Genomic DNA, 18,029 nt, shown 5'->3' with positions numbered 1-18,029 from the left:
TTCGTTCGGTAACAAGTCGATTATTGATTCATCACGGATACGGCTGGGACCGGACATTGCAATTCTTTGAGCTTGCTGCTTACAAGATTCGCTTCTGCCTGGTATCCCTTGTTGATTAAAATCTTCTTCGCTTGATTCACATAAGAATCCGTCAGAGTGCGGCCGTTCAATTGAGTGTTTCCGCGGCAAGCAGTCACAACTGAAGCATCCATTTTAACATCCAACACAGGATCAATCATATCACAGAAGAACTGGATTGCGCCTAGGTGGTCCATTGCCGCACTCCAATCCAACCAAGCGCCTTCAAGTTGTTGACAGACCAATTCGTTTTCACGAGATCCCAACGGAAGATATTCAAGGGTGAAGTTGCCAAGAGTTTTCATCGTCTTCGCATCTTGAACCTGCTTCTTAGGGTCTTGGTACATGTAACCGTAGCCAACGCTATTATAAACCAAAGTTTTGCCCTGGCCCGTGTCAGTTAAACTCCAAGAGCCTGACTTCAAGGCCTGAACTCCAGCCAAGAATGCTGATACCGACTGAGAGTGCATTGTTCTGGTATGGTCAATCCAAGCAAGAACCGGAGGCTTTCCGAAACTCCATGATCTGTTCACGCCGAACAAGCCTGATTTCAGAATCATCATTCTTTGTGCAAGTTCAGAGCGATCAATGATGGAGTTGTCTTTTGCCAGTTCCTGCATGGCTTTGCCTACGCGCTGAACTGTGATTTTTTGCACCTGTATTCTGTTGTATTGAACTTTCCAACTTCTGTATTCCATGTTTTGGTTCAATTCATTTTCAAGTGCAATTTTATTCTGTCCAATGATGGACGCTGTCGCTGCAAGCGATTGACGGATACCCGTGATCCAAGAGCGAGCCGCTTGTGCGCAAGAGCGAAGAGCGGCTTCGCTTTCGCCAGCTTGCGGTGCAAGTTCAGAAATACGTCTTAATGAGGTCATATTTAACGACTTCATTGTGATCGCTTGCAAGCGTTGTGATTTGTTGGCTTGTGAAGATGCGACGTCAAGATTGTTGAAGACTGACGCTGGGAAAGATCTTCCATCTTGTGACCAGTTCACAAGTTCCTGCGCCATCGTACAAACCATCAAGTCGTCATTGTTCTGAGTGATTTGAGACTCAACAGTGGCAAGATCCGTGCGGTCGCTGGCAAGTTGTTTCTCAATCTCGTTGATATTTCTTGAAGCGGTGTCTTTATATTTTAGCAAAGCTGAAAGCTCACCTGAAGGTTTGCTAAATGTATTTTTATAAAGTGCCACGTCTTTTTCGAGTTCCTGTGTGATCTTGTCGATTTTGCCACTTTGTGCAAGTTGCATGAAGCGCACCTTTTTAGCGACCTTCGTGAATTGACAAGTATTTTGCAAGACGGCTTTACGATGCTCTGGAATGGTCATGTCCAAAGTGTTGGCATCAATCATTTTAGACATTGCAGAAATACCCGCAGTGGCCACCACGCCACCGATGACGAATGGAAGTGCTGGCGCCAAAGCCGCGTTCATTGAAACTGCGAAAAGTGCATAGGGCGCGATGCCGTTGATCACGTCATTAAAGGCCAACAAAACTTTTCCGGTCGACATAGTCTGACGACCACATTTTGAATTCAAGAAAGCGTTGTTGTTCAAGATGTCACCAACATTTGAGACCGCCTGCAAAGTGGAGGTCATCGTTTGATCAATTTGGGCCGTGTTGACTTGGTTCGGGTCCTGAGTTGCCATCACGGTTTCAATTGCCGAAATGCTTTCCTTAATGGTTTTCCCATTATCTTGAAGGGATTTTACACTCGGTTCATTGCTACACTCTTGTGAAGCACGCACCTCAGACGTTAAAGCGTCAATCGCAGTGATAAGTTCCGCATGAGGCTTGTTTTCAAAAAGAGGACAGCTTAGGGATTCAGGAATTGCCGATCCGGAAACGGGTCTCATGGTTGGCTTTCCTGTATTCGGTTTGCCGGTATTATTGTTGTTACCGTTGCCGTTCTTTTTGCCTTGTTGTCCACCTGTGCGAATCACCGGCGTCGTGTTAACCAGCCCCGTATCTGAAGTGTCGGTTGTGTCAGATGTTGAATCGGGTTCACCGAATAGGTCGAATGGAAAAAGATTTTCCGCGCTTTGATCTTGAGCGGCTCGCGCATACATCGGCATCTGCGGAATAGCGATGGTAAGTGAGAGAGCAAGCATCATGGCGCTGCGATGGAATTTAGTCTTTTTCATCAAGTCTCCGTAATCGTTTCACGTGCATTTTCAGTGTTTAACTTTTCGCCGAGTAACTCTTTACGCGTGCCAATTTGAGGCAGTCGATCAGGCCAGCAATGCTCAACTAGTTGAAATCATTGAAGGCTGTTCTTCTGTTTGGATTTGCACACATTTTCATACGCTAAGTAGTGCAAAGCGGGTGCTCAATTGGCTCAAGGCGAGACAACAGGCTGGTCTGGTGTTGAAATTACGACGAATGATTCCACATTGGTCACCTAATGACTCTTTTCGAAAGATTCATCTGTAATTTGGCTATTATCTCGATTTTAAAGGGAGAAGGGACGCTTTGGATGGAATGATAATTGAAGTGGAGGTGTATATGGATCTTATACTTTCATCATTACTCTCATTTGCTCTTATCTTCTTAGGCGTCTCAAAATGCCACGCCAAAGTGGATGTAGCTTCGACGAAGCCTTTGGTGATTCCTGTAGATAATGTGACTCCAAAGTTAACTTCTGACGATGTGGCGAAAGTCATTCCTTGTGATTCATCTGTGAGTGGATCTTCTGCGTCTAATATGATGGTTCGCATTGCCGATCGCACTTTTAATTATTGGTTCAATTCCCCTGCAATGAAGGCCAGTATGTTGGGCCGTGCCGTGGATGAAACTCAAGAAAGACTTAAGACAGATGTTGTAGTTCCAGCGTCGAGTGCACAAGGCACGACACATAAGTTTTCTTTCAGAGTTGAAGCCTTCCAGGCTCTTGCAAAAATGGAATACTCAGGTTGGATGAAGGCCGCGATTAATTATGATGCGAAGGCCTCTGCTACTGACATTTTGCTGAAAGAAAAAGTCTTCAACAATAAGGAATTAGTCGTTAGCCACCAAGCGAAGAAAGATCAGGATCTTTCTATGATTGGCCTTGCCTGGCAGTGGTAACAGTCCTACCCTTAGGACATGGAAAAAATCGTATTTATCGCTGGAAAAAGAACGCCCTTTGGAGCCTTTGGCGGATCTCTCAAAGATGTATCAGGAACTGATTTAGGTGTCGCTGCTGCCAAAGCGACCCTTGAACAAGCAGGACTTTCTGCAGAGAAAGTCGATCACGTTATCTTCGGTAACGTGGTTCAATCAAGCGCGGATGCCGCTTATCTTCCTCGACATATTGGTTTGAAAACGGGAGTTCCAGTTGGAGTTGGTGCTCTGGGTGTGAACCGTCTTTGCGGCAGTGGTTTTCAGTCTTGGGTGAATGCTGTTCAAATGATTCAAACAGGCGAAGCCACAGTGGTTCTGGCTGGTGGTGTAGAGCAGATGTCTTTGATCCCTTATGTGGCCCGCAAAGTTCGCTTTGATGGAATGCGCATGGGGAACTTCGAACTTGAAGACATGATGACAGGTGCCCTGACAGACACTTACACAAAAACTCCGATGGCGATCACGGCTGAAAACTTGGCAGTGAAATACAACATCACTCGCGAACAGGCCGACAAGTACTCCATCCAGTCACAACAAAGATACGATGCCGCCTTTAAAAAAGGTTACTTCGCGGAAGAGATTACTCCGGTCACGGTGGAAACTCGCAAAGGTGCGGTCGTAGTTGATAAGGACGAGCATCCAAAGCCAGATTCAGCGTTGGATAAATTAGCAACTTTGAAACCCGTTTTCAAAAAAGACGGCATCGTTACTGCAGCCGGTGCTTCCGGCATCGTCGACGGCGCGGCTTGCTCTTTGTTGATGGGCGAAAGCAAAGCGAAAGAATTGGGCTTGAAGCCTCTCGCTCGTATTGTCAGCTACGCCTCTGTCGGTTGTGATCCTTCGATCATGGGTATCGGTCCTGCCGGTGCCGCTCGCAAGGCCCTTGAAAAAGCTGGTTTGAAACTCGAGCAAATGGACCTCGTTGAAGTCAACGAAGCCTTTGCGGCTCAATACCTCGCTGTGGAAAAAGAACTCGGATTGGATCCCGCAAAATCAAATGTCAACGGTGGCGCGATCGCAGTCGGACATCCCCTTGGCGCATCAGGCACACGTATCATGAACCACCTGGTCTATGAACTACACCGCCGTAACGCCAAATACGCCCTCGGCTCAGCCTGCATTGGCGGCGGCCAAGGCATAGCCATCATCATCGAAAAACTATAAGGGACGCCTTTCAGGTACGGCGTACCTTTTTGAGGCTCGGCGCATAATTTGAAGAACGTTGAAGGAGCATCATGGATAACGGATTGAATTTACATCAAAGAGTCGCACTTATTTCGGGCCCCATGACGACCACAGTTTCCAGCATCGTGCTGACACTGACTCGTTTGGGTGCGGATTGTGTGATCTTGGATCCAGATAAATCCGTGGCCTCTGCATTTACCAATCAAATCAATGATGCACGCGAGATCAACGACAAATACGGCCGAGCGATGGTGATTCAAGGGGAGTTTAAAACTCCAGAGCAAATCAAAGATGCGGTCGGCAAAGCGGCTCAGACCTTCGGTGGCCTTGATATCTATATTGATGCACTGATGATTCAGCAACCTTCGCCAATGAAGTTTGATGGCACGATTGAAAACTTTGATGGCTTGATTGAAAAGCATTTGAAGCTTCCTTTGATGATCACACAAAGTGTGATGGCCTACCTCAAGAGCCGCAAAAAAGGTCGCGTGATCTTTTTGATGAATGAATCTCCCGTGGCAAAGATTAAAGAAGATCTTGTGGCGCAGGCGGTTCGTTCCGGACTTATACAGTTCACTCAAGCTTTGGCTAAGCAAACAAGTGAGTTCAATGTGACTGTGAACTCGTTGTCCGTGGCTCTGACAGAAGAATACATTTTGGCTCATGACCCGGAATCAAAATCGATCAAAGAAGCGATGGAAAAAATGAAAACCATAGATCCCTCTTTGAAAATCACAGAGGCCGATAAGATTTCCCAAACAATTGCATTCCTGGTAAGCCCGATGGGAGCCACGATGAATGGACAAAGATTCGCTCTGTCTTAGGGAAGATTCATGAATCTCTTTTTCCGACTTATTTGGACTTATATAATCTCTAGATTTCGCAGCAAGCTTGGCGTGTTGGATGTGTGTCCGACTCCTTTTCGAGTACTGCCGACAGATCTGGATGTTCTTCGTCATATGAATAATGGCGTGTATTTTTCTTTGCAGGATCTGGCTCGCACGGACTATATGATTCGCATCGGGGCATTGGATACGATCAGCTCTAAAGGCTGGTATCCGGTGGTGGTTGCGGAACGTTTGCGTTTCAGAAAATCGCTTAAGCTTTTTCAGAAGTTTGAGATTCAGACCAAGCTTGTCTTCTGGGATGATAAGTATATCTATATCGAACACACGTTTATGAGCGGTGGTGAAGCGGTCGCCTGGGGTACGATTCGTACTCGCTTCCTCAGTAAAAAAGGTGGGATCGTATCGCCGAAAGAACTGATGTCGGCTTTAGGGCATGATCTTGCTCCGGCGCAAATGACTGAGTATCTGAAGAACTGGGCTGCTGCCGAAGATGCTCACTCGACAGCCATTCGCCCTTCCTAATTTCTAGTATTTTTGTGCTTTCAGAATCTTCTCGGCTTGTGCGAATTCTTCAGGCGCCACATAGATACGATCAATGATACGTGTTCCTTCGTAGCGTTTGAAGATCTCGGTCGATTGGTTGATTGGAGTGGGTTTGCTCCACGGATCGAACTGATCGACGACGAAAATCTGCGCGGCACGTTCCTCTGGCGAAGCAGTGTGATACTTCGACAGACGTGCTTTTGAGCTGGCCCAGATGACTTCCAAGCCTTCTTTTTCCAAAAGATTTTTCATGTACTCAGGACGCTCTGACTCTGTGGTGTTATGTTGTTCCAATAAAACCTTGAATGGACGGCGTTCAGCGATTCGGCGCGCCCAAGGATTTGAAACGCTTCTTAAGTGCTCATGCAGACGATAGTCGTTGTACAGAGTGTACTCTTTGATATCGCCTGGAAGTTTGAAAGTGCAATCCTCTGAAGTCAGATAGCGATTGAGCATCTCTTCATAGATGATGCTCTTGTGATGACCGTAAACCATCAAATGCATATGATGGCGCGAGATCAAAAAATCATCGAAGGAATAAAGCGCACGGCGGTTCATTGCCAGGTACAGTTGATTTTCCACGCGGTGGAAGGTCATGTTCTGAATCAACCAGTTGGAATCAATTTTACCGTAGTTCGTTCCACAGAAATAAGAATCGCGCTCTAGATAGTCCATGCGATCCGCATCGATCTCACTGCTGACCAACTGAGAAAGAATCGGGCGGAAGTCCACACCGGCATCGATAAAGAAGTCATCCGGGCAGTGCAGGGCCTTATCAATCAAGCAAGCGATATGCACAGGCGAGATATCAGGAAACTGCGCTTTGATCGTTTCAGAGATCGGCGAATCAGTGACATACTTGATTGTATAATCCTCGTGATTCGCTTTGCGATTTTTATACATCACTGTATGAGCGGCATCGCCGTACTTTTGCTCTTCTTCGTAGATTTTAATATCCAACTCAGAAAGCTGCGGCATGACCAACTCAGTGGTATGGCTCAACGGACCGTGACCCACGTCATGAAGAAGAGCCGCCAAACGCACAACCTGACGGAAGCGAGTTTTCACAGAAGGCTTCGAGAAAGGATAGACCTTAAAGATCGAGTCAAACACCAAGCTCGCCAAATGCGCGACACCAATGGAGTGAATATAGCGGTTATGAGTCGCCCCAGGGAAACTAAACTCCGAAAACCCAAGCTGCTTAATAGCTCTAAGACGCTGATACTCAGCCGTATCCAAGACAGCCACCTCAGGATCAGCATAATAAATAGAACCATGAACAGGATCCCGAATTTCCATCATCACTCCTTGGGCTGAGGTGCGCCGGTCCCACCAAAGGTGGGCATCTAACCAGCCTTTGAGGCTCGGCGCAGCATTGTCGCGGATAATGCCTATGTAGACAGTGGCTTTATGTTCTGTCAATGAGTCAGAAAAGTCGAGATTCGAATTAGGAATTGGTCCCCAATCCCTAGGGCTGGGCTTCGGGATATGGCCTATCTATTGATATCGGGTTTGGCATGCCGAGAAAAAAATTCTACCCAACAGCTGAGTACCCTTATCACGTAACCGCTCGCACCGTGAACAAAGAATGGTTCGCGCTGCCCCAAGAGGATGTTTGGATGATATTTGCACATTACCTTCATTATATATGGAGGGAGTACGATGTTCGTGTTCATTCATTTGTACTTATGAGTAATCACTTCCATATGCTGATCTCAACACCGGAGGCAAATCTCGATAAGGCGATGAACTATTTCATGCGAGAAGTGAGTAAGCGAATCGGGGAGCGTGCAGGAAAAGTGAATCAAGTGTTTGGTGGTCCCTATCATTGGACGGTGATTAAGAACTCCATTCACTATCAGCATGCTTATAAATACATATATAGAAATCCCGTGCATGCGGGGATCTGTTCTCGAGTGGAAGATTATCCATTCAGCACTCTTCGTGGTTTGTTGGGATTGGAGTATCAGCACATTCCGGCCTATGACAATCTAGAGATCATTCAAGATCCTTTCAAAAAACTGCAATGGTTGAATTCAGGTTATGAAGATGAAACCAAAGAGGCCATTCAACTTGCACTCCGAAGAAGAGAGTTTGGTTTCGCTCGTGATAGGGATTCTGGGCCTCACTGGCTCGAGGACCACTTGATCTAATTCGGAGTGAATCATCTTTGAGATCTTTTTTGAGACATTTTTCTGCCTCTCTCTAAATCACCTAAAGAGAATTTTTATCAAATGATTTCAGCACCTTAGGTGACGCATTGAGCCTCAAAAAGGTACGGCGTACCCACTGGACTTGGGGCTAGAAATGCACTTTTTTGAGACGTATCACTTTAGGAATTCTGTGGTGCTCCGATGAGTACAGTAAGAATGAACCGCCCATCGGCACCAAACGGGTGTCACGAGTTTCATGGATTGAAACTCGGCAAATCTTCAAGGAGGAGGAATTATGGGTTTACGTATTAACACGAATACAGCTTCGTTGAATGCACAAAGAGTTTTGTGGGGAACGAAGATTGGTCTTGATAAGAGCATGGAAAAGCTCGCTTCAGGATTCCGTATCAACCGCGCTGGTGATGATGCTGCGGGATTAGCGATCTCTGAGAATTTAAAAGCTCAAGTTCGCGGTCTTAAACAGGCTTCACGAAATGCTCAAGACGGTATCTCTCTAGTCCAAGTGGCAGAGGGTTCCATGAATGAGATCTCTTCGATCCTCATTCGTCTTAGAGAACTTTCAGTGCAATCAGCTTCTGACACTGTTGGACCGACTGAGCGTCAGTTCCTCAATGTGGAATATGATCAACTTGTATCAGAGATCGACCGTATCTCCGAAGGTACAGAGTTCAATGGAACTCAACTTTTGGCAGGAACTGGTTCTATCTTGGACTTCCAAGTTGGTACTAGAAATAATCCAGAAATCGACCGTATCTCTTTCGATGCTTCTAAAGCGGATGCGAACTCTGCAGCATTGGGAGTGAATCTGACTTCTGTAGCGGATAAAGCTTCTGCACAAAATGCACTAGCAGCAATTGATACAGCAATCGTGAGCGTCTCAGCGATGAGAGCCGACTTCGGTGCGATTCAGAATCGTCTACAATCAACTGTTTCGAATATCCAAGTATCAGTTGAGAATATGTCAGCAGCTAACTCTCGTATCAGAGATGTGGATGTGGCTGAAGAGACTTCTGAAATGACTAGAAATAATATCTTGTTGCAAGCAGGTACTAGTGTACTAGCGCAAGCGAACCAACAAGCGAACGTAGCACTAGGACTCTTGAACAAGTCATTCCAAGGTTAGTCTAACGACTAACCTCGAGTGACCTAGGTTCCCGATCTTGTCTTCATGATCAAGATCACCCTCAATAAGGGACCGCTTTGCGGCGGTCCCGGTGTAAGCCCGATAGCTCTCTAAATGGAGCTGAATAATTGATCTGTTTCCTGCGACCGTGGCCATCATAAATGTGGTGGCCACATTTATCGAGAATGGAAAATGGACAATTGAAAATAGGGTAGGATTATATTCCGGGAGCTTATCTCTCGATGATGTCGCCAGCTTTGGCGCGTGTTCTTGTTTTCATTTCTCTGCGCTGTGTGCGCGTTCTAAATTTTCTCTCTGAAGAAATCAAAAAAATAAAAAAGAAAATAAAAATCTGGACTCGAGATGATTCATTATTTTGTCGATAAGTTTAGCGGAGCTTGATTCACAAACTCCAACTTCGGCGAAGCCGGGGTGTAAGCAAGTTATTAATTAACAGGTGCACGGATCGCGCCTTAAGCCAATGGATGGCAATACTTCACGGAGGAAGAAACACATGAAACACGGAGGATAGAATGGGATTAAGAATTGGTACGAACGTGTCGGCGTTGAATGCGCAAAAAAACCTTTATATGACACGAATCAACGCAGATAAATCAATGGCAAGATTGGCCTCTGGAATGAGAATCAATCAAGCTGCGGACGATGCTGCGGGACTTGCGATTAGCGAAAACTTAAAAGGACAAATTCGCGGTATTAGACAAGCCAACCGAAATGCCAATGATGGTATTTCACTTGTGCAAGTCGCAGAGGGAAGCTTAAACGAAGTTTCCAATATGTTGATTCGTTTCAGAGAACTAGGTGTTCAGGCCGCATCAGACACGATCGGTGACACAGAAAGAAAGTTCTTGGATGTTGAGTATCAACAATTGAAGTCAGAGGTTCAGCGTATTACTGAGTCGACGAAGTTCAACGGATACGATCTTCTGAACGGAACTGGCGGAATGATCGATATTCAAGTGGGCGTGAACAATGATGCTTTCCAGGATCGCATCAGCTTCAACTCCGGTGCTGCGAATTCTTCTCTCGAGGCTTTGGGCCTGACAGCAGAATCAGTGGCAACGAAGGAAGGCGCACAGCTCTCTTTGGCTACGGTCGACAATGCACTCACTTCAGTGAATGCGATTCGTGCGAACTTTGGTGCTCTACAAAATCGTTTGGTTTCAACATCCAATAACTTGTTGATCTCAGATGAAAACTTGTCAGCGGCAAACTCTCGAATCCGCGACACTGACGTAGCGGCAGAGACATCTGAAATGACAAGAAATAACATCTTGTTGCAGGCGGGTGTGTCGGTTCTAGGTCAAGCGAATCAGTCTCAGCAATTGGCTTTGAAATTGTTAGGCTAATTTAAAGAGTAAGAAAACATATGAAATGGGAAGGGCAGCTTGAATAGGCTGCCCTTTTTCGTTTTTGGTTATCTTCAATGAGCCCGTTTGCGTTTTACCAGGTAATATCCCAGCCACCAGAGTCCAATCAGCAGGGAACCAATCAATGCCAAAGCCTTTGCTGCATCCCAAATCAGTTCATTCATTTGTTGGCGGATCTCTCGGGTTCCTTTTTGAACTTCAGACGTTGATAAACTGCTAAGATCAGAGACCAGCTTACGCAACTCCACAACAGTCTGGTTTGCGGTGGTGAGCTTTTCCCCTAAAGTGGAATTCGGATCGTAGGGAAAATTTTGGCGATATTCTTTTAGTAAAGGCCCAGCTTGTCGCATGGCCTCATTGAGTTGAGTCAAAACGTCGGAAAGGTTTTGGGTAAATTCGTTGGACTTGTCAGTAATTTCACCTACAGAAGAAAACTGTTTCATTGAGTCCGTAAGAATTTCCTGCACTCCAATTCGCGCTTGTAAGCGTAAAAGGAACGGCATGCGTTGTCCCAAAAATATGGCTCTATTGGCTAAAAGAATCGCCTGATCAGCGGTTGAGACAGCACCTTTAATTCCTGAAATCAAACCGTCTATTTGTTCAGATCGATTTCTTTCGATGATCCCAGCATGTTTGGCAAAGTCAGTCAGGCGAACACCTTCGACCATCACAAAATTCGGGTTTTCTTCCCGCCAGGATTGCAAAAGTCGGTCAAATGTTGACCTTTGCTCAGGGGTTAGTCGTTCATTGGCAATAGCGGTGATGTCTCGCTCGGAGTCAGCAAAAGCTGTCAGCAGATTTTCTCCGCTCGCTTTGTAAACTTTCGGAACCCAGTGATCTCTAAGAGCGTCCTGATTGAGGCGAACGAAGGCCATCATATCCAGAAGATTCATTTCAGCTCGAGGACCGGTGGCAATCTCGAGGGCTGACGAGGAAAGACGGAGGACTTGGTGCATGGCTATATTTTTTGCGATAGGGTCGTTGGATAACATAATCGGGATCATCGCCTGATTGGTTCGTTCCAAGAACTGTGTGGCGAAGCGTTGTAGCTCTTCTTGAATTTCCATTTCTGAGATTCGGACTTCTTCGTTTTTACTAGATTTGGAAGTCGCACATCCTCCAGACGCAAATAGAAAATTGAGAAGAAGAATGAGTGGAAACCAGCGACTGTTCAAGCCACAACCCCTTCCTTCCGAACCTAGCGCTTGCCGGGCAGTTACTCCTTCATTTTAGATTTTGCATCAGTGCTATTCAATGTTGTGACAGTGTTTGTTCTATTAAACACAACAGATTTGTGGCGAGGAGATGCCAAATTTCAAATTCGCCTTAAGTGGGGCCTCGTCCAGTGTCATCCTTCAAGAATTGGAGGGATCTCACCGTTATCGTGAGGCAACTACACTGACTAAGAACTAAACAGGTGTGGCCGAAATTGTGCGGCAGCTATTTATATGGTTATGAAAGGTCGCTGATTTGAACTGACTGGTCATGATCTTTGCTTTTCACCTCTGTTATGAAAAGACGTACATTTTTAAAATTCGGTGGTGCTTTAGTTGCTCAATCTGTAATCGCTTCCAGCTTGCTGGATTCGGTCTTCTTATCGACGGCGCATGGGCAGACTGTCTCAATTCGAGACTTGAAAAACTCCCTTCCCGCAGATCAAGCAATGATCTTGGTGCCACAAGATGCGCAGTTTGCGTCTTACCAACAAGCTTTCAATAAAAGAACTTTAAAAACCCCTATCGTCAGAGTTTTATGCTCTACACCTCAGGCTGTGGCGATTTCCATTCAATGGGCGCAGGCCAATAAGGTTCCATTGGCAGTCCGTAGCGGTGGGCATTCCTTCGAGGGGCTCTCGCAGGGGACTGGTCTTATCATTGACACCCGTCCTATGAGCCAATTCCAAATTTCATCTGACAAACAGACTTTTATCGCTGGCGCGGGCGCACTTCTCGGCAATGTCTATACAGAGTTGGCAAAAGACGGGCGAGCGGTTCCGGCGGGATCTTGCCCGACAGTGGGAATCACTGGTCACACCTTGGGCGGAGGCTATGGCCTTCTGGCTCGTCCTTTGGGGCTTGCTTGTGACAGCTTGTTGAAAGTGGAAATGGTGAATGCAAAGGGTGAGATCATTCAGTGCAGTGCCGACGAAAATAAGGATCTATTCTGGGCTTTGCGCGGTGGTGGTGCCGGCAGCTTTGGAATCGTCACAAAATTGCAGTTCAAAACTCATGAAGTTTCCCACGTTTATACCTACGGCATGAGCTGGAAAGTTTCTCCAGAGGTGGCAGCTCAATTGATGAAAACATGGCAGCAATGGGCGCCAGAATCCCCTCGTGAAATCACTTCGTTGATGAAAGTAAGCAGAGGCAAAGATGGGCTGATTAACGTGCGAGCGCTTGGTCAGACCGTAGGTACAGAAAATATTCTGCGCAGTGAGCTGGCGAGACTGTCAGCGATCGCTCAGCCCGAATCTTTAAACATCAAAGATTTGGACTTCATGTCTTCAGTTCGTCACTTTGGTGGTAGCTTTGATCAGGAATATATCTTCATGAAAGGCAAATCTGATTACATCAAACAAGTCATGAGTGATGAGGGAATTGCCGTTTTACTTAAAAAAATTCCCTCAGGGATTGATGTGATCTTCGACAGCTATGGTGGCGCTATTCGTGATGTCGCTGACGATGCCACGGCCTTTGCTCATCGCACAGGGACCGTCAGTTCACTTCAATATTATACTCAATGGTTTAAAGAAGCCGACGGAAAGGCCAAACTTGAAACCATGAAGACCTTTCACGATGCTTTAAGACCTTATATGTCAGGTGCCGCATATTTCAATTACTGCGACTTAGATATTAAAGACTATGCCCGAGCTTATTGGGGCAACAACTTACAACGGCTTATAGATATTAAAGTGCAGCATGATCCAAATAATTTCTTTGCCCATGCGCAAAGCATTCCTCTGAAAAAAGGATCTTAATCTATGGGACTAAAATCAGTTGTCTTAGGAGCCATCTTACTATCGACATCATTGGTTCAAGCCAGTGATTGTACAAATGTTCAGGCCGTGCAGTCCTTGCAATTGTCTTATCCTGCGCAGTCAATTCTGACTCAGCCGGTGGATGTGCAGTTTCGGCTTGATGGGGAGATGTTGATCGCCCAGTTCGAAGTTCGCTCTGATGTCATCAATGCGAAAGAAAAATTGGGTCCGAAAGAATATCCTTATCAAGGGGACGTCGTTGAGTTGTTTATATCCGTTTCGGGAAACGCAAGTTCAATGCCTTACTATGAGTTTGAACTCAGTCCTTATAACAATACTTTTGAAGTTCGTGTCGATGACCTCAAGAAGCCTTTTGTGGAAAACATCAATATGGGAATGGTGCACCAAGTGCTTCGCACTGAAACAGGTTGGAAAGCAGAAATGGGAATCCCTCTGCGAAATTTGGGTTGGAATGGTGATCCTTCATTAATCGTTGGGAATGCCTACTCAATCCTTGGTAAATCCCCAGGTCGCAGTTTTTGGAGTTTGTCTTTGCCCCCGCAGGTAAAACCAAACTTTCATAAGCCTGAATTTTTTAAACCCTTGCTAATCTGCTCTGACAATAAGAACTAATGCTGCAACTTCCATTCACGGCCCGCTTCGGGGACCGTGAATGATTCTATATTTCCAAGGTCTCTGATGGTGACATACAAGGTTTTGCCGTCCGGACCACCAAAGGCCATGTTGTTAGGCTCTTTTCCCTTTGTCTGAATTGAATTCAGTAGCTTTCCCGCAGGGGAGATTCTATCGATTCGGCCTTCCGTAATTCTTGCCACATAAATAGTTCCGGCCATATCGACTCGGATCCCATCGACTGTGTCTTTTTTAAACTGATAGAGAAGTTTCTTATTGGTGAGCTGTTGATCTTTTAGGTCATAAACGTAAAGTCCGCCGCTGATGGACTCGGTGAAATAAAGTTTTGTTTCATCGGGGCTTAAATCAATGCCATTGACGGCTTTCAGATCCGTAGCCAAAGAGTGAAATTTCTTATTCTGATCTAAAGTCCAAATGCGACCTGGTTTTTTTGAACTCCAAGAGGGATCGCTAAGATACAGATCTCCGTTCTTAGCTATGGCGAAATCATTGGGTTGATTCATTTCGCTGTTTTTCGCAAAGACAGATGTTTTTTTGCTGGAAAGATCAATTTTCAAAATTTGATGTTTGCGATAATCAGCAACCAGCATCTCATGGGTCGCATTAAAGCGAATGGAGCTGCTAATGCTGCCTTCCGGAAGAGTGATCCAAAGAGCTGGCTGTTGTTTGGGTTGAAGGATACCAATGGTGCCTGGCTTATTAAAGTTTACAACATAGAGATTGCCATTAACATCAACTGCAGGGCCTTCAATGCCCTTGGTAAACAGACCCTTCTCGCTGATTGCTTGAGATTGATAGAAGTCTGCTCGAGTGAATAATGCTAGAAATAAAATATTCAATATCATGAAAGTTTACTGTGCCATTGGCTGATCTTATTAGCCAAGCACAAAGAAATCAGCTGGCCATGAGAGGCTATTTTTTAAAGTTTGCTTTCAATTCCTATCAGAAACATATCCTGATCCCTGTCGTTTCCTGAGATGACGCGATTAAAGCTAATTCCTAGTTTCAGACGTTTGGTGACTTTTTTATTCACACGAATGGTCACGATCGCAAGAAGTTGATTGTCGTTGCGGCCTTCAGCATTGTCATGCGCTAGGTAGGGACCTGCGCCCGCTTCGACACGCCAATCATTTTTGCTGGGACTGACATACCAAACTTGGCCCGCTACACCTTTGCGATTAGAAAGCCCAGAGTTGCCTTCTGATAAGGCATCGACTGAATAAGCGATATTGTCAGAAACTTGGGTGCGTACTTCTGCCTGATATCCCGTCGGAATACCAGCATCACTTTGAGTGGTATGGGATGGGCCAACCCACATGCTGATCTCGGTGGGATACGAACTGCCATTGGAATTGCGGGAATGAGTCGCCCTGCCAAGATCCGCCTGCACGCCGATAAGTATAGTATCTGTTCTAAAGGAGCCGGAAGCCTCTGCATGATTGTACTGGGCTCGGAGTGAAATGTTTGAACCCTGGAAATGATATAGAACTGCAGCGGCCGCAAGGGCACCAATATGTTTGTTGTTAAACTGTTCACCATCGATATTGGTCGTATTCATGGAGTAATAGGGGCCCACTCCCACTTCAAAACTCAGTTTGTCGTTGAAGTCTTGTTTGCGCCAACCCATCGCCGCATAGCCGTCGCGGTGATTGTTTTCAGGATGCCCTTCATTGTAATAGATGATGCCCACACTGGCTTTCTCGCTGATGTCGTGATGAATGCCTACTTGAGCTCCTCGCCAGCTGATGTCGCCGCCTTCAGAGGCTTGCCCATTTCCATAGAGCGCAAAAGTTTGAGTTTCCCCGGAAGTGGCGCTGGCTAGAGAAGTATAGAAGATAGCAAACGCGATATGGGCGAGAACGATTGAAATTTTCATTTCTGAGCCTCATCCTTCATCACTTGGATGTATTTTTCCGCGAGGTTATTGAATTCCTCGAAGGAATTCTTGTCGGCCAAGATCTTGGCAAGGTCCGAGCTTGCAGGTTGCTTGCTTTGCCACTGACCCATCTTATTGGCCAAGTACAAGGACATCTGCTGACCATTCTCCAGATCTTTTTTGCCTGTCATCTTTGCCGGATCTAGATCGATGAAGTGTGCAAGGCGTTCACGCAACAGAAAAACATTTTCTCCGACTGTGACGAATTGATAGGGTCCCAGGACTTCTGCGGAAGGGCGATAAGTTTCAGAGACTTTTTGAAAGCGAGACATCGCCTGTGGTTGGGCGGAATATAAAGATGTCGCGGGATCATTCTCAAGTTTGAATTCCCACACATGTCGCTCGCCATTGGATTCCAGAAGGAACCAAAAGCGTGCTAATCCCTGGCTTCCGCCACTGTCCTTGGTCTTAAAGCCCGAATCGAGAACTTGATAGTCTTTCATCAAAGCTTTGAAGGTCGCAGAAGATTGAGCATAAAGATTCTGAATTTCGGCAGGCGCGATACTCAAGGGCTGTAGTTCGGCACCTTCAGAAAAGCGATCATTCGCAGTCACCTTGGCAAGGTACTTTTCCTGACGAGCAGAGAGGTCACCGTCGGATTTATCTTCGACTTTTTTTAGATAATCGGGCTTGTCCATTTTTTTGCCATTCAGACCGTCAACATAGGCTTGATATAAATCTTGCTTGTCGACTTTGAACGGAGAAATTCTATTTCCCACATAATAACGTAAGAAGTCGCCTGCCAGGGGGGCATTGACTCCGCTGTCATCGACATCCACGAGTGAATACTTTCGTCCGCCCTCTTTGAGCTGAACATCACCAAAATTAAGAATATGTGGATCGCCACTCACAACGCCACGGACAGAGAATAAGGGAGAACTCTGGGCGTGCAGCCAGTTCCAATAGTGAGGAGCATTTGAGCGAAATCCCATGAAGAGGTCTGCTGACGATTTTCTCCAGGCTCCGGTCAGGAGAGGCTTGATGGCAGAAGACTCTGTAAAAAGGGTCGTGCAAGAGGGGCCATTGGCAGAGGCAAAGGTGGGCGTAAACAGGGCAGCCACTGTCAAGAATGTGATCATATTTTGGGCGTAAAAACCCCTTAAATTTGCGCTCATAGCGTACCTCATGTCTCTCGGAAAAGAGCATCAAGAATGAGGCCGTTTTTTTGGCAAATGTTAAGGTTGTGTGAGAGGAGTGAGAAGTCTTTGGGTGGCATCGTTGCGACACCCAAAGTACAGCTGCAACTTCTATTCAGAGATTGCGGTGGTGATATTTTCCCAGAGGACCGGACTTAAAAGTTCAGAGCCGATCATAAGGACAGGCTCAGCATCCTTTTGCCGTCCTTTTTTGGCTTCTGTCGGCATATGACCTACACCGCCAACTTTATCAAACCAAGAGCGGCGCATGGCCAAAGAGTTGGAAACAAAAATATGCGGAAAGGCTTCCACTTCTTTCTTGTTGGCGCGGCCGTATTCGAAAGAACTTAAAACCGTGAAGTTCTTGTTGGAATTGATCTCTTCCAATTTTTGAAAACCCAGTTCCATAAGATACTTAAATTTCTGACGGCCCGGCTGTTTGGAGGTGAAGATCAAATCCAAATTGCCAGACAGAAAGTTGGCTTCCAGTTCATTCAAATCAAAAATATCCAAAGTGATTTTTTTAACGCCCACTTCTTCAAAGCAAAGATGAACGGCTTTCAAAGCAAAATCAGAAAGACCTTCGAGAGTTCCAATATGCAGCTCGCCGACCATTTGATTGTTACTGATCCCTTGCATTTCGAGTTCAAGGCGACGAATAGACTTTTCGAATATTTCTGCAAGCTGGAAAGCAACTGCGGTCCATCCGGACTTTCTTTTTGCAGAACGATCCAAGAGAACGATCTTAAGTTCGTCTTCGATCTTGGCAATAATGCGGGAAAGTTGCGGTTGACTGAGGCCCACATGAAGAGCCGCCGCCGAAAGATTTTTAAAATTTACGGCCTTCGCCAAAACACTCAGTTCATAATACAGTTGCTGCAT

Annotated in this window: 16 protein-coding genes; 9 read left to right on the top strand and 7 right to left on the bottom strand. The window is 45.9% G+C overall.

The window, feature by feature from the left end:
- Positions 1–20: 20 nt before the first annotated feature.
- Positions 21–2,225 (bottom strand): hypothetical protein, encoded by a 2,205-nt coding sequence (locus NWE73_RS12105; protein WP_277578592.1) that lies wholly within the window; start codon positions 2,223–2,225, stop codon positions 21–23.
- Between the two features lie 361 nt (positions 2,226–2,586).
- Between NWE73_RS12105 and NWE73_RS12100 the strand changes: the two genes are divergently transcribed.
- The 4 genes from NWE73_RS12100 (at position 2,587) to NWE73_RS12085 (ending at position 5,738) form a co-directional block, all read left to right on the top strand.
- Entirely contained in the window at positions 2,587–3,147 is a 561-nt protein-coding gene (locus tag NWE73_RS12100) for a hypothetical protein (RefSeq protein WP_277578591.1), read from the top strand.
- Between the two features lie 18 nt (positions 3,148–3,165).
- Positions 3,166–4,347 (top strand): acetyl-CoA C-acetyltransferase, encoded by a 1,182-nt coding sequence (locus NWE73_RS12095; protein ID WP_277578590.1) that lies wholly within the window; start codon positions 3,166–3,168, stop codon positions 4,345–4,347.
- Between the two features lie 71 nt (positions 4,348–4,418).
- The gene (locus NWE73_RS12090; RefSeq protein ID WP_277578589.1) at positions 4,419–5,192 is read left to right on the top strand and encodes an SDR family NAD(P)-dependent oxidoreductase; all 774 of its coding nucleotides are present in this window, start codon (positions 4,419–4,421) and stop codon (positions 5,190–5,192) included.
- A gap of 9 nt (positions 5,193–5,201) precedes the next feature.
- A complete protein-coding gene (locus tag NWE73_RS12085; RefSeq protein ID WP_277578588.1) occupies positions 5,202–5,738 on the top strand; it encodes an acyl-CoA thioesterase in 537 nt (178 codons plus the stop codon).
- Between the two features lie 3 nt (positions 5,739–5,741).
- Here NWE73_RS12085 and NWE73_RS12080 read toward each other — a convergent pair whose 3' ends face one another.
- Positions 5,742–7,061, bottom strand: coding sequence for an HD domain-containing protein (locus tag NWE73_RS12080; protein WP_277578587.1), 1,320 nt, complete (start codon positions 7,059–7,061; stop codon positions 5,742–5,744).
- 215 nt (positions 7,062–7,276) lie between these two features.
- Between NWE73_RS12080 and NWE73_RS12075 the strand changes: the two genes are divergently transcribed.
- From NWE73_RS12075 to NWE73_RS12065, 3 genes are all read left to right on the top strand, one after another.
- Positions 7,277–7,912, top strand: a complete 636-nt coding sequence (locus NWE73_RS12075) for a transposase (RefSeq protein WP_277578586.1) — start codon at positions 7,277–7,279, stop codon at positions 7,910–7,912.
- Between the two features lie 295 nt (positions 7,913–8,207).
- Positions 8,208–9,056, top strand: coding sequence for a flagellin N-terminal helical domain-containing protein (locus tag NWE73_RS12070; RefSeq protein WP_277578585.1), 849 nt, complete (start codon positions 8,208–8,210; stop codon positions 9,054–9,056).
- Positions 9,057–9,589: 533 nt separating this feature from the next.
- A complete protein-coding gene (locus tag NWE73_RS12065) occupies positions 9,590–10,423 on the top strand; it encodes a flagellin N-terminal helical domain-containing protein (protein WP_277578584.1) in 834 nt (277 codons plus the stop codon).
- Between the two features lie 74 nt (positions 10,424–10,497).
- Here the strand turns inward: NWE73_RS12065 and NWE73_RS12060 are convergent, their stop codons facing one another.
- Positions 10,498–11,619 (bottom strand): hypothetical protein, encoded by a 1,122-nt coding sequence (locus tag NWE73_RS12060; protein WP_277578583.1) that lies wholly within the window; start codon positions 11,617–11,619, stop codon positions 10,498–10,500.
- Positions 11,620–11,954: 335 nt separating this feature from the next.
- Here NWE73_RS12060 and NWE73_RS12055 point away from each other — a divergent pair, with 335 nt between their 5' ends.
- Both NWE73_RS12055 and NWE73_RS12050 read left to right on the top strand, forming a co-directional pair.
- Positions 11,955–13,421, top strand: a complete 1,467-nt coding sequence (locus NWE73_RS12055) for an FAD-binding oxidoreductase (RefSeq protein ID WP_277578582.1) — start codon at positions 11,955–11,957, stop codon at positions 13,419–13,421.
- A gap of 3 nt (positions 13,422–13,424) precedes the next feature.
- Positions 13,425–14,054 (top strand): carbohydrate-binding family 9-like protein, encoded by a 630-nt coding sequence (locus NWE73_RS12050; RefSeq protein WP_277578581.1) that lies wholly within the window; start codon positions 13,425–13,427, stop codon positions 14,052–14,054.
- On the opposite strand, the gene NWE73_RS12045 is transcribed toward NWE73_RS12050, so the two are convergent.
- From NWE73_RS12045 to NWE73_RS12030, 4 genes are all read right to left on the bottom strand, one after another.
- Positions 14,051–14,920 carry an SMP-30/gluconolactonase/LRE family protein gene (locus tag NWE73_RS12045; RefSeq protein ID WP_277578580.1) on the bottom strand — a complete coding sequence of 290 codons (870 nt, stop codon included), beginning with the start codon at positions 14,918–14,920 and terminating at the stop codon, positions 14,051–14,053. The genes NWE73_RS12050 and NWE73_RS12045 overlap by 4 nt on opposite strands.
- 74 nt (positions 14,921–14,994) lie before the next feature.
- Positions 14,995–15,951 (bottom strand): hypothetical protein, encoded by a 957-nt coding sequence (locus tag NWE73_RS12040; RefSeq protein WP_277578579.1) that lies wholly within the window; start codon positions 15,949–15,951, stop codon positions 14,995–14,997.
- Positions 15,948–17,090: a DUF2252 family protein gene (locus NWE73_RS12035; RefSeq protein ID WP_277578578.1), complete on the bottom strand. Its 1,143-nt coding sequence runs from the start codon at positions 17,088–17,090 to the stop codon at positions 15,948–15,950. Before NWE73_RS12035 ends, NWE73_RS12040 begins: the two co-directional genes overlap by 4 nt.
- A gap of 168 nt (positions 17,091–17,258) precedes the next feature.
- The gene (locus NWE73_RS12030; protein ID WP_277578577.1) at positions 17,259–18,029 is read right to left on the bottom strand and encodes a LysR family transcriptional regulator; all 771 of its coding nucleotides are present in this window, start codon (positions 18,027–18,029) and stop codon (positions 17,259–17,261) included.

It is taken from the genome of Bdellovibrio svalbardensis, assembly GCF_029531655.1.
Taxonomy (GTDB): domain Bacteria; phylum Bdellovibrionota; class Bdellovibrionia; order Bdellovibrionales; family Bdellovibrionaceae; genus Bdellovibrio; species Bdellovibrio svalbardensis.
This window is presented reverse-complemented; position numbering and strand designations above follow the sequence as displayed.